The following is a 13040-nucleotide window of genomic DNA, read 5'->3' on the forward strand; positions in this document are numbered from 1 at the left end:
GCATGCGTAAACGAATCAAGGACAGGTCTATTATGCATAAATTCATGATCCCCATTTTGGCGATCATGTTGGCGCAGACTGTCCTTTTCGCATGTATTTTTTTGTTCAGCGGCGCGGTGAGCCGCCTCAACGACAATTCTTTTGATATCCTGACGGAGCGGACGCAGAGCCGGAAAAATTACCTGCAGAATGAAATGGTACAGAAGTGGTCTAATCTCGGTTCCACCGAAATTGCCATAAATACGGCCGTTGATGACCTGCTTGCTTCCCGGGGGCTTTCCGCCGCGCAAATTGACCAGAAAACCGGAACGGCTATTTTAAGTGCGGTGTCGGATGACCTGATTTCCCTTTTGCGCACAAGCGCTGTCACAGAGGCGTTTGTCATCCTGGACGGTGCGGAAGGCAGCGAAATAAAACAGGGGCTTTATCTCCGGGACCTTGACCCGACAACCAATTCCGGCGATAACTCCGATCTCCAGATCGAGCGCGCTCCTTCCTCCGTAACAAAACAGCTTGGCATCTCGCTCTCCAGCACATGGTCCTCCAATTTTGAACTTCCCGCCGCGGATGAAAACAGCAAATTCTATTATCTCCCCCTCGGCGCCGCCGCCGATTATCCCGAGGCGGAAAATACCGATCTTGGTTATTGGAGCCATCCTTTTTCGACATTTCCGAATTCCGGCAGCCTGATCGTAACCTATACGATCCCCCTGCGTGCTGCGGACGGCACGGTATATGGCGTCCTCGGCACAGGAATTACGACGGATTACCTTGCAAGCACGCTTCCTTACAGTGAAATTGATATCAATAAAAAAGGCTCATACCTGCTTGGAATTCGTGAAGACGGGTCGAACGAACTTGCAACGGTCGCTACCAGCGGGCCAATGGCAAAGATGTATCTCGGGACCTCCGGTTCGGCCTCCCTCGTGCCATATTCTTCTTACGATGATATTTATACCCTGGATAAAAATGACCGTGTAACGCAGGATGTATATGTAAGCGCACAGCCGCTGCGGCTGTACAACACCAATACCCCGTTTGAGAACGAACAGTGGGTTCTCTCCGGCGTCATTGAGAGCAGGTACCTGCTCGATTCCTCTTACCATGTCATTTTTATGATCCTGATTTCGTTTGTAATTTCTATTGTGTTCGGCATTATCTCCGCCGTCATTGTCGGCCGGGTTCTAACCGCGCCGATTACCGGGCTTGGCCATACGCTCCGTTCCAGCACTGCAGAAACGCCGCTTCATTTTTCCAAAACACATATCACGGAGATCGACAGCCTTGCCGATGCCGTCCAGATTTTGAACCGCGACGTCGAGCGGACTGCTTCCCGTTTTTCGCAGATTATCCAGGCGGCGGATATTTCCATGGGGGCCTATGAATATAATCCGGTCACCAACCAGGTACTCATCAGCGGGAAATTCCTGTCCCTCTTCGGGCTGCCCGAGCGCACCCATATGTCCAGCGAAGAATTCTCTGCTGAACTAAAGCGTTTCTCCGCTTCCCGGGAAGAAGGTGTTGAACAGGATACGTACATCTATCAGATTCCATCCCGGGAAGAAGGAATCCGTTGGCTGCGCCTTCGCCTGATCGGCGGCGACAAGCCTTATATGGGCGTCCTTTCCGATGTAACGCGCGAAATCCTTGAAAAACGCAAAATCGAATATGAACGCGATTATGACGCGCTGACAAGCCTTCTCAACCGCCGTGCGTTCCATTCCGCTATGAAGAAGGCTTTCATCTGCCCCGAAAAATTGAAGGTTGCCGCATTTATGATGTGGGACCTTGATAACCTCAAATATATCAACGACACCTACGGCCATGATTACGGCGACGAATATATTCGCAGTACGGCAAATGTGCTGAAGCGTTTTATTCCGTATAATAACGCCATTGTCTCGCGCATATCCGGCGATGAATTTTATGTTTTCCTGTATGGTTATGACAACAAGGACGACGTAATGGACATTATCCATACCATCAAAGCGGAAATGGACGCCTCCCCCTTCCAGCTCACGCAGGCAAAGCAAACGCGGCTGCGCGCATCCGTTGGCGTCGCATGGTACCCGGATGATGCAACGAATTATTTCGATTTGATTAAATATGCGGATTTTGCAATGTACACCGTAAAAAATACCGAAAAAGGGCAAATTGCGGAATTTGACAGCAAGCTTTATCACCGGGATTCTTTCCTGCTGCACAGCAAGGAGGAGCTGAACAAACTCATTGAAGAGGAGGCCGTCCATTATGTATTCCAGCCTATCGTCGATGCGCGTACCGGGGATATCTTTGCCTATGAGGCGCTTATGCGGCCTGTTTCGCTTCATCTTACCTCTCCCGCGGATGTCCTGCGCATTGCGGAAACGCAATCACGGCTGCGCCAGATCGAACGCCTGACGTTATTTAAATCAACGCGGACCTTCCTGCAATATCCCGAGGTGGCAGCAACCCATAAGCTGTTCATCAACACCCTGCCCGGCCAGATGATTTCCGGCCGCGATGCGAATGAGTTTGAATATGAATTCCGCAGTTTCCTGGATCATATTGTGTTTGAGGTTATGGAAACGGAAAAGCTGGACGGCGAATTAACGCGGGATAAATTGGATTACAGCACAAAATGGAATTGCCAGGTTGCGCTCGACGATTATGGCACGGGCTATAACAACGATTCCATCCTACTGCGCCTGCATCCCGATTATGTAAAAATCGATATGTCTATCATACACAATATAGATACCGATCAAAACAGGCAGCTTATGCTCCAGAACCTGCTTTCTTACCTGAAATACCAGCATATCCTGGTGATTGCCGAAGGTGTGGAAACATCAGAGGAAATGAAAACGCTCATTTCCTATGGGATTGATTATTTGCAGGGTTACTATACCGGAAGGCCCGAGGCCACGCCCGCAAAGCTTTGCGTTTGCGCAGAAGAAATCCGTTCCTGCCAGCCGCATCCCGGCCTTTAAACAAGCGCGCAAGGGAATTTTTCCGGCAAAGAAAAACGGAACAAAGCTTACTTTGTTCCGACGTGGTGGGACTGATTGGATTCGAACCAACGACCCCCTCGATGTCAACGAGATACTCTAACCAACTGAGCTACAGTCCCACATTTTCTAATTTCGTTATTGGCAGTCAACCGGCACGCATTGGCCTGAGCGGTCAGGCCATAACCCGATTATTTGTTACCTTTACTATTATACATGAATTCATATAAATTTCAAGCGTTCCTTCCGAAAGATTTCCCCATATGATATAATGGGTAACGGAGGGAGCGTTCCTATGAAAGTAAAACCAAAACAAACCATGGCGCACAACAAATTGCTGCTGCTTTATCTCCTCGAAAAAAGCGGAATGGCGCTTTCGGAATTACAGCTTGTGCGTATTATGACCGAGCTTTCGTTCATGGGATATTTTGATCTCAAGGAATGCATTTTTGAGCTTGAGCAGGGCGGACACATTTATTCCCGGACAACCCCGCAAAATACGGTCTATGGAATTACGGACGCAGGAATTAACATGCTCGACGTGCTTGTGAACGACCTGCGCTTGTCGTTTCGCGAAACAGTCGACGCCTACTTAAAGGAGCACCGCAGCGAACTGGAGCTGGAGTCACAGCTCGTGGGCGAATATATTAAACTGGCCCAAAACGAATACCGGGTCATTTTAAAGGTTTTGGAGCACGACCGTACAATCTTTGAAATCAACAGCATCGTATACTCCAAGCAGGAAGCGCAGAAAATCGTAGACAACTGGCGCAAGAATGCCGTCAGCATTTATAAGGACGTGGTCCTCCGCCTAGGATAACCGGCGAAGCGCATGGGATGCCAGATAAAAAGAGCCGCATACGACAAGTATGCCTTTTTTTTGCCCTGCCAGGCGCTGGGCCTCCTGGAATGCGTAATCCGGGTCTTCTATCGCGACGGCATGGTCAAAATAAGGAGCCAATTCCCTTGCGGGCAGTCCCCTCTTTTTTTCCGCGCAGGTGCACACCACACGGTTTGCAAAGCTGCCGATTCCTTCCGCGATTCCTTCGATATCCTTGTCCCGCATAATTGCGGTAAGCACCGTGATATCCTCGTGCGGGTAATACTTTTTCATGGTCCTGGCAAGCTCGGCAACCGCATCTGTGTTATGCGCGCCGTCAATCACAACGCTTCCGCTCGCCTGGGCGCGCGCGGGAATAATTGCTCCCGAAAGCCCGCTGCGGATAGACGCTTCGTCCATTCCAAGCTCCACGGCGGCCATCAGCGCCACACATGCATTTTCCACCTGCATCGGTGATATGGCCCTTATTTCAAGATTTTTATAGTGCTTCCCTTCATAAGTAAAATCAAACCGCTGCCCCGTAACGGCACTTTCCTTGACGCTGATCTTTTTTTCATCGAGTACAATCAGCCGCGCGTTCCTTCCCTTGCATGTCTGCCGGATCACCCGCATGGCCTCTTCTTTCTGCGGATGCGAAATAACAACCGAATCCCGCTTGATGATTCCGCATTTCTCGCGTGCAATTTCCGTCAGCGTATTTCCAAGAATCTCCATATGGTCATAGCCGATGGGTGTCAGAATCTGCATTTCAGAGGGAACGATGTTCGTCGGATCAAGCCTTCCGCCGAGACCCGTTTCAATCACGGCATATTCCACGCCGCGGTCCTCAAACCATGCAAGCGCGGCATGCGTCCAAACGCAAAAGAGGTGCATTTCCCGTTCACCTCTTATACGCTGCATATATTCATCATATTCTGTTTTGGAAATTTCTTCCCCGTTGATTTTCATTCGCTCGCATGGGGATAAAATATGGGGCGAAGTGAATAAACCGCAGGAATGCTCCTTTGAAATAATATCGGCGATATACTGCGCCGTGGAGCCCTTGGCGTTTGTCCCCGCCAAATGCACATATTGCATCTTATTTCATACCTTCCAGGAACGCAATGCGTTCAGAGAGCTTTCCGCGCATTTCAAGGTATGTATCCAGTTTTGCGCGCTCCTCGTCCACAACCTTCGCAGGCGCTTTTTCAGTAAACCCTTTATTGTTCAGTTTTCCTTCCGCACGCTTGATCTCGCCTTCGTTCTTTTCCGCTTCCTTCTTCAGGCGGGCAAGCTCTTTTTCCACATCGATGAGTTCCGCCAGCGGCATGAACGCCTCGCCCACCGCGCACACCGCGGATACGCTGTTTTGCGGGATATCAGCCTTTTCGCTGATAACCTCCACCTCATTTGCATAAGCAAGCCGTTTCAAATACTCCGCACACGCATGGATTGCATCCGCATGCTTTGTCAGCACGGTAATTTTAACTTTTACGCTCGGCGGAACGTTCATTTCCGCACGTACATTACGGATAGAGCGAATAAGGTCCATCACGCCGTTCATCATATCCGCCTGCTCTTTTCCGCCTTCATACGCGGGCTTCGGCCACGGGCCCAGCATAATTGTCTCCGCCGCATCCGGCAGGCTGGTATAGATATCCTCCGTAATAAAGGGCATAAACGGATGCAGCAGCTTCAATGTGTTTTCCAGCACATACACAAGCACGCTGACGGTCGACGCCTTGACTTCCTCGTCCTCGCCGTACAGGCGCGGCTTTGCCATTTCGATATACCAGTCGCACAGCTCGCTCCACGAAAAATCATAAATTTTCTGCGCCGCAAGCCCAAGGTCGTATTTTTCGATATTATCGGTACACTCGCGGATCGCGTCGTTCAGCTTCGCGAGAATCCAGCGGTCCGCAATATCCAGCTTGTCCTCCTCAATCGGGGCCACCTTCTCCTCGCCGGCATTCATCAGCACAAAGCGGGATGCATTCCAGATTTTGTTTGCAAAGTTGCGCGCGGCTTCCACCTTTTCCCAGTAAAAACGCATATCGTTTCCCGGGCTGTTGCCTACCGCAAGCGAGAAGCGCAGCGCATCCGCACCGTATTTCCCGATCACTTCCAGCGGATCGATGCCGTTGCCAAGGGATTTAGACATCTTGCGCCCCTCGCTGTCGCGCACGATGCCATGGATATCCACCGTGTGAAAGGGCACGTCGCCCATAATCTCGATTCCGAAAATAATCATCCGGGCAACCCAGAAGAAAATAATGTCATATCCTGTCACGAGCACGTCCGTCGGATAGAAATAGTCGAGCTCCGGCTTTTTGTCCGGCCAGCCCAGCGTTGAAAAGGGCCACAGGCCGGAGGAAAACCACGTATCGAGCACGTCCTCGTCCTGTGTGAATTCCGCACATCCGCATTCCGGGCACGCGGACGGTTCTTCCACCGCCACGACGAGCTTTCCGCAGCCTTTGCACGTATAGGCCGGGATACGGTGTCCCCACCAAAGCTGGCGCGAGATGCACCAGTCGCGGATATTATACAGCCAGTTGAAATAGATTTTGGAAAACCGCTCGGGCACAAATTTCACCTTGCCTGTTTCCACCGCTTCGATTGCCGGCTGTGCAAGTTCTTTCATCTTCACAAACCACTGGCGCGAGATAATCGGCTCAATCACCGTATGGCAGCGGTAGCAGTGCCCGACGTTATGCTTATAATCCTCGATTTTCACAAGCGCGCCGCAGGCCTTCAGGTCCTCCACAATTCGCTTGCGGGCCTCGTCCCTGTCCAGTCCCGCATATTTCCCGGCGTTATCCGCCATCGTCCCGTCGTCGTTCATCACCCGCACCATGGGCAGGTTATGACGCTCGCCCACCTCGTAATCGTTCGGATCATGCGCGGGCGTAATTTTCACCGCACCGGTGCCGAATTCCATGTCCACGTATTCATCCGCCACGACGGGAATCGGTTTATTAAGCAGCGGCAGAATCACATTTTTCCCCACCAGGCCTTTATAACGTTCGTCCGCCGGATTCACGGCAACCGCCGTATCGCCGAGCATCGTTTCCGGCCGGGTGGTCGCAACGACGATTCCCTCTCCGCCGTCTTCCGCACGGTAGCGCATATGCCACAGGTGGGAATCCTGCTCCTCATATTCCACCTCCGCATCCGAAAGCGCGGTCATACATTCCGGGCACCAGTTGATAATACGGTTTCCCTGGTAAATCAGGCCTTTTTCATACAGGCGCACAAACACCTCGCGCACCGCGCGGTTACACCCCTCGTCCATCGTAAAACGCTCGCGGTCCCAGTCAAGGGAGGAGCCGAGTTTTTTCAATTGCCGGGTAATCCTTCCGCCAAATTCCTCACGCCACTGCCACGCGCGTTCCAGGAACTTTTCCCGTCCTAATTCTTCCTTGGACGTTCCTTCCCCGCGCAAGGCGTCTACAATTTTGACTTCTGTCGCTATGCTGGCATGATCGGTGCCCGGCATCCATAACGTGGAATAGCCCTGCATCCGTTTGGTACGTATAATCGCATCCTGCATCATATTATCAAGCGCATGCCCCATATGAAGCTGTCCTGTAATATTCGGCGGCGGAATCACGATCGTAAAGGGTTTTTTATCATGATCCACTTCCGCATGGAAATATCCTTTTTCGAGCCATCTCTGGTACAGCTTTTCCTCCGTCTGTTTCGGATCATATGTTTTGCTCAGCTCTTTGCGCATCCTTTTGCCTCCAACCACTCTAAATAAAAATCATCAGGAATCCCGCGATTACAATGCCAAGACCCAGGAGTTTCGTGACAAAATCAGCATTCCGGTAATGAAAATGCTTCGCAATGCGCTTTGCCGTAAAACTCAAAACAGCGCCCGCCGCAAGCAGGGCCAGCCCGATAATCTGTAACGTTGTAATATTCGCAAAAAATTCCATAATTTCTCCCATTTACATACTTTTCTATTATACCGTCAATCCCTCGCATTATCAAGGGAATCGCCTATTGTAAAATTTTTGTATGACTATGTTTTTAGGCTCCATTTAGAGTATAATAGTATATAATATTGTATTTCGGGAGTGCGTTATGGCTGAAAATAAATACAAACATCTGATTAACCGCGATTTGAGCTGGCTGAAATTCAACGAACGGGTATTAGAGGAAGCGGAAGACCCTTCCAATCCCTTATTTGAACGCCTTAATTTTATGGCGATCTATCATAGTAACCTGAGTGAATTCCTTATGGTTCGCGTGGGCAGCCTTCATGACCGGCTTTTGCTCAAAAAGGATGAAATCGATCCGCGGTCGGGTATGACAACGCTCGAGCAGCTTCGTGCCATCAACAGCAAAATCCACGACCTCACTCCCCGCAAGAACCGTGCATTAATCGAAATTTTGAGCGAGCTCGAAGATTACCATATTTTTTACAAAGCCGGCGTACACCTCACCAAATATGAGGAGCGTTTTCTCGAACGTTATTTTGAACGCAACGTACTTCCCCTGCTTTCCCCGCATATCCTGGATAAGCACCATCCTTTTCCGTTTTTGCAGAACAACACCGTGTATATTGCGGTACTGTTAAAATCCAAGGATGGAAAAAACCAGCTTGGCATTATCCCGGCCAGCGGTTATTTTGAACGCCTGCTTCTCCTGCCCAGCAAATATATTAAGTTTACCTTAATCGAAGATTTGATTTACCGCTTTGCTTCGAGGGTATTTCCAAAACACAAGGTGGAAGCGCGCAGTATTTTTTCAATTACGCGCAATGCGGATATCGATGCGGATGAAGCGTTTTTCGACTATGATATGTCATACCGTGACATTATGGAAATTATTGTCAAAAAGCGTAAAAAGCTGGAACCTGTCAGGCTGGATATTTGCCGCAGCCAGAGTGACGAGATTACCAGGCGTTTGATGAAAAATTTAAACTTAACGCAGGATGAGGTATTCTTCAATGAAATGCCCACCGTGCTTTCTTTTGTTTCCGACCTCCGGGACCAGCTCACGGACGAAAAGTATAAGCCCCTCTTTTATCCGCCGCTTGTTTCGCAGCCGTCCGGCAAAGTGAACCTGAATAAAAAGTTGATTCCTCAAATCCAGAAAAAGGATTTGCTGCTTTCCTATCCCTATCAGGATATGAAAACCTTTGTGCGCCTGCTGGAGGAAGCGGCCACGAATCCCAATGTGATGTCCATCAAAATTACGCTGTACCGCGTAGCGCGTAATTCCAAGGTGATTGACGCGTTGATCCGCGCCGCCGAAAACGGCAAGGAGGTCATTACCGTGGTGGAACTCCGCGCGCGTTTCGACGAGGAAAATAATATCGACTGGTCAAAGCGCCTCCAGGAAGCGGGCGCTTCCCTGATTTATGGGATTGAAGACTATAAGGTCCATTCCAAGCTGCTGCTGATTACAATGAAAAAGAAAGACGGGGAACTTGGATTTATCACGCAGGTTGGAACAGGCAATTATAACGAGAGCACCGCGAAGCTGTATACGGACCTGTCGCTCATTACCGCCAACGAGGATATTGCAATCAATGCGCAGGATGTGTTCAAAAACCTCTGCATGGGAAGCCTCGTGGAAAATTCCGATATCCTGATGGTGTCCCCGCTGACGCTCAAGCAATCTGTCCTGCGGTATATTGACCAGGAAATCCTGATGGCAAAATCGGGAGCGCCTGCGGAACTGACGTTCAAGGTCAATTCGCTGAATGATACCGATATCATCAAAAAGCTGATTGCCGCTTCCGACGCAGGCGTGAAAATCCGGATGATTATCCGGGGGATATGCTGCCTCAATGTGGAGGAAACCGGAAAAACACGCAATATTCAAATTTCCAGTATTGTCGGGCGCTACCTCGAGCACTCGCGCGTCTATATATTCGGGCCGAAGGAACGCCAGAAAATCTATATTTCCTCCGCCGATTTTATGTCGCGCAATACGGAGCGCCGGGTGGAGGTTGCCGTTCCGATTCTTGATCCGGATTTGAAACGCGAAATCAACGACCTGATCGATATTCAACTGAGGGACAACGTGAAGGCGCGCCACCAGGTTGGCAAGGGCGTTTACCGCAAGCTACCCGTTCCCAAGGGCGCGCCGCGGCTCGACAGCCAGGTTGAACTATTCAGGCGCGCCTACCTCGAGGCCGGAACTCCGCTCCCCGAATGGCTGCAGGAAAAAAGTTTCCGGTGAATCCGTGATATGCATTGACATCCGCGGTAAAAAAAGAGTAAAGTTATATTACTGATTTGCAATATTTCTCATGCGGCAGTCCCTTACTTCTGCCGCATCCATATTGATGGGAAGAGGCCATTTGCGCCTCTTTCTTTTTTACTTTTTTGGCGGAGTATTTGTCACGCAATACACTTGACAAGTCAACCGTTTTGCATTATCCTATTACTTGACTTATCAATCATCCAGGAGGCTTGTATGCAAAATTCAGAATATGTCGAACGGATTGGGCGCTATATTTCCGTCCTGCACCGTGCGGGGCAAAAATACATCAACAGGAGAATGCAGCCTTTCGGTTTTACGTCCTCCGACCATATGTTCCTGATTCACATTTCCCAAAACGAAGGAATCAACCAGCGCAACCTCGCGCGGATACTGTCCATTGACGAAGCCGCGGTGACGCGGGCCGTAAAAAAACTGATCGACGGCGGCTTTGTACTGCGCAAAAAGGACCTTGGGGATATGCGTTCCTTTTCCCTCTACCTTACGGAGCGCGGCCGCGACGCGATTCCTTCCCTGATCCGGACCTTCCGGGAATGGGATGAAATTTTATCGGAAGGGTTTTCGAGGGAGGAATTGACATCCCTTCGCGGCCAGCTGCAAAAAATGGCCGAAAATACGGCGGCATTAACAGAGGAGGCGCGGTAGTATGGAACAGGCAATGAAGAATCCGCTGGGCGTGGAAAAACCGGGAAAGCTGCTTGTAAGGTTCGCGGTTCCCAGCATTATTGCGATGCTGGTGAGCGCGCTTTACAATATCGTAGACCAGATTTTTATCGGCCAGAGCGTCGGCATGCTCGGCAACGCGGCAACCAATGTCGCCTTTCCGCTGACGACGGTTTGTACGGCTATCGCCCTGCTGCTCGGAATCGGCGGCGCGGCAAACTTTAACCTTTCGATGGGGGCAAGGGAGGAAAAACGGGCTTCCGGCTTTATTGGCAGCGCGATCTTCCTGCTGATTGCGTGCGGAGTCGTGCTGATGATTGTGGTACGCTGCTTCCTCGACCCGATGATGCACGCTTTTGGCGCGACCCCCGATGTCCTTGAATATGCGCTTACCTACACGGGAATTACATCGTTTGGGTTCCCCTTCCTGATTTTTTCAACGGGCGCGAGCAATCTGATCCGCGCGGACGGCAGCCCGAAATTTTCCATGGCCTGCGTCCTTGTCGGGGCGGTGGTCAACACCATACTCGATCCCCTTTTTATCTTTGGATTCCATATGGGGATGGCCGGCGCGGCGCTGGCGACGATCCTCGGCCAGATTGTATCCGCGCTGCTGGCGGCTTATTACCTGATTTTCCGGTTCAAAACCATCAAGCTCCATAAAGACGCATTCCGTGTCACGTGGAAAGGGAGCCGCGCCATCATGGGGCTTGGCGCTGCGGCCTGCTTTAACCAGCTTGCTATGATGGTCGTACAGATTGCCCTCAACAATGTGCTTACCTATTACGGCGCCCTGTCCGTATACGGCAGTGAAATTCCGCTTGCGGTCGTGGGCATTATCATGAAGGTAAACATGATTTTTATGTCCGTTATTATTGGCATTGCGCAGGGGCTCCAGCCAATTTCAAGCTTTAACTACGGCGCCCGGCAGTACGGCCGCGTCCGTGAAACCTACCGGAAAGCAATTACCGCCGCAACGATTATCTCGGTGTGCGCGTTCCTTGCATTCCAGCTGTTCCCGCGCCAGATTATCGGAATATTCGGCACGGGAAGCGAGGAATATTTCCATTTCGCGGAACGCTGTTTCCGCATATTCCTGATGTTTACTTTCGTGAACGGCATCCAGCCCGTGACCTCGAACTTCTTTTCCTCGATCGGGAAAGCGACCAAGGGAATCTGGCTGTCCCTTACGAGGCAGATTATTTTCCTGCTCCCGCTTGTGCTGATCCTGCCCGTTTTCCTCGGGATCGACGGCGTAATGTATGCGGGGCCCGTTGCGGACGGTATGGCGGCGCTGGTTGCAATCCTTCTCGTAACAAAGGAAATAAGAAGCATGCGGCAGCTGGAGCATACGCAAATATCTGCGGAGGCCTGATTCATACCAATCAAACGGCATCAAAAAGCGGTGGAACCCACCGCTTTTGCTTGCCCGTTATTTTCTTACAGCGCTTTCCCCACGCTGCCGAAATCCGTCATTTTTTGTATGGCCACCTTTTTGACCGCTTCCCGCATACGCGGGCTGATTTCATTGATGGTCGGCCCGTACTGCTTTACATATTCATAGGCCGCTTCACTTGCCGCAATGCTGATATCCGTGAAAATGTTGATTTTCTGTATCCCATACCGGATACACGCCTGTAAATCCCCCACCGAAAGGCCCGAGCCGCCGTGCAGCACCAGGTTCGTATCGGTTGCGCCGCGTATTTCCTTTAAGCGCCCGATATCCAGGACCGGCTTCGTTTTATATACGCCATGCTCCGTCCCGATGGCAATCGCCAGCGCGTCTATCCCCGTCCTTTCGACGAATTCCTTTACATCCGTTGGTTCCGTATAGGCATATCCTTTGCCGTCCCCTGCGCCGCCTTCATCGAACGATACATGCCCGAGCTCTCCCTCCACCGAAACGCCTCTCTCGTGTGCGTAGGAGGCCATTTCGGCGCATAAGGCAATATTTTCCCCGAACGGCCTGGTCGAACAGTCGTACATTACGGAGGTGAAGCCTGCCCCGATTGCATGCTTCAGGGTTTCCTCCGTATAGCCATGATCCAGATGAAGCACCACGGGCACGCTTGCGTTCCTTGCCATTGGAATCAAAAAAGAAGCGGCGGTATCGATGTCACAGCAATCGAGCAGCGCCTCCGCCGTCCCGAAAATAACGGGGGATTTTGTTTCTTCGGCTGCTTCCAGCACGCCCAGGGCCAGCTCAATATTAAAGGTGTTGAACATTCCCACCCCGTATTTGCGCGCGCGTGCATCGTCGAGTATTTCTTTCAGGTTTACTAACATGTAAATTCTCCTTTAATCGATTATTTTCCTTAAAATTATTATAA

At 50.8% G+C, this 13040-nt stretch carries 9 protein-coding genes and 1 tRNA gene; 5 read left to right on the forward strand and 5 right to left on the reverse strand.

Going from position 1 to position 13040, the window contains the following annotated elements; translation table 11 throughout:
* Window positions 1-2: 2 nt before the first annotated feature.
* Complete coding sequence (locus tag BBD38_RS02515) at window positions 3-2969, forward strand: bifunctional diguanylate cyclase/phosphodiesterase (protein ID WP_066684086.1); 2967 nt, start codon at window positions 3-5, stop codon at window positions 2967-2969.
* Between the two features lie 63 nt (window positions 2970-3032).
* Here the strand turns inward: BBD38_RS02515 and BBD38_RS02520 are convergent.
* Window positions 3033-3109: transfer RNA gene (locus BBD38_RS02520), tRNA-Val, on the reverse strand.
* Window positions 3110-3282: 173 nt separating this feature from the next.
* On the opposite strand from BBD38_RS02520, the gene BBD38_RS02525 reads away from it, so the two are divergent.
* Window positions 3283-3807, forward strand: a complete 525-nt coding sequence (locus BBD38_RS02525) for a DUF4364 family protein (RefSeq protein ID WP_066684088.1) — start codon at window positions 3283-3285, stop codon at window positions 3805-3807.
* Here the strand turns inward: BBD38_RS02525 and BBD38_RS02530 are convergent.
* Genes BBD38_RS02530 through BBD38_RS02540 form a run of 3 tightly spaced genes read right to left on the reverse strand, consistent with a single transcriptional unit; the run spans window position 3799 to window position 7760 of the window.
* Window positions 3799-4905, reverse strand: coding sequence for a bifunctional folylpolyglutamate synthase/dihydrofolate synthase (locus tag BBD38_RS02530; RefSeq protein WP_066684090.1), 1107 nt, complete (start codon window positions 4903-4905; stop codon window positions 3799-3801). The two genes, BBD38_RS02525 and BBD38_RS02530, sit on opposite strands and share 9 nt — an antisense overlap.
* A 1-nt stretch (window position 4906) precedes the next feature.
* Complete coding sequence (locus BBD38_RS02535) at window positions 4907-7543, reverse strand: valine--tRNA ligase (protein ID WP_066684092.1); 2637 nt, start codon at window positions 7541-7543, stop codon at window positions 4907-4909.
* 19 nt (window positions 7544-7562) lie between these two features.
* Window positions 7563-7760, reverse strand: a complete 198-nt coding sequence (locus tag BBD38_RS02540; RefSeq protein WP_172807737.1) for a hypothetical protein — start codon at window positions 7758-7760, stop codon at window positions 7563-7565.
* Between the two features lie 136 nt (window positions 7761-7896).
* Here BBD38_RS02540 and ppk1 point away from each other — a divergent pair, with 136 nt between their 5' ends.
* From ppk1 to BBD38_RS02555, 3 genes are all read left to right on the forward strand, one after another.
* On the forward strand, window positions 7897-10005 hold the full coding sequence (ppk1, locus tag BBD38_RS02545; protein ID WP_066684096.1) for a polyphosphate kinase 1: 2109 nt from the start codon (window positions 7897-7899) through the stop codon (window positions 10003-10005).
* Window positions 10006-10242: 237 nt separating this feature from the next.
* Window positions 10243-10692, forward strand: a complete 450-nt coding sequence (locus tag BBD38_RS02550) for a MarR family winged helix-turn-helix transcriptional regulator (RefSeq protein ID WP_066684098.1) — start codon at window positions 10243-10245, stop codon at window positions 10690-10692.
* A 1-nt stretch (window position 10693) separates the two neighbouring features.
* Window positions 10694-12085, forward strand: a complete 1392-nt coding sequence (locus BBD38_RS02555) for an MATE family efflux transporter (protein WP_066684100.1) — start codon at window positions 10694-10696, stop codon at window positions 12083-12085.
* 65 nt (window positions 12086-12150) lie between these two features.
* Here BBD38_RS02555 and BBD38_RS02560 read toward each other — a convergent pair whose 3' ends face one another.
* On the reverse strand, window positions 12151-12996 hold the full coding sequence (locus BBD38_RS02560) for a class II fructose-bisphosphate aldolase (protein ID WP_066684101.1): 846 nt from the start codon (window positions 12994-12996) through the stop codon (window positions 12151-12153).
* Between the last annotated feature and the right edge of the window lie 44 nt (window positions 12997-13040).

The organism is Christensenella intestinihominis, from assembly GCF_001678845.1.
Classification (GTDB): Bacteria; Bacillota; Clostridia; order Christensenellales; family Christensenellaceae; genus Christensenella; species Christensenella intestinihominis.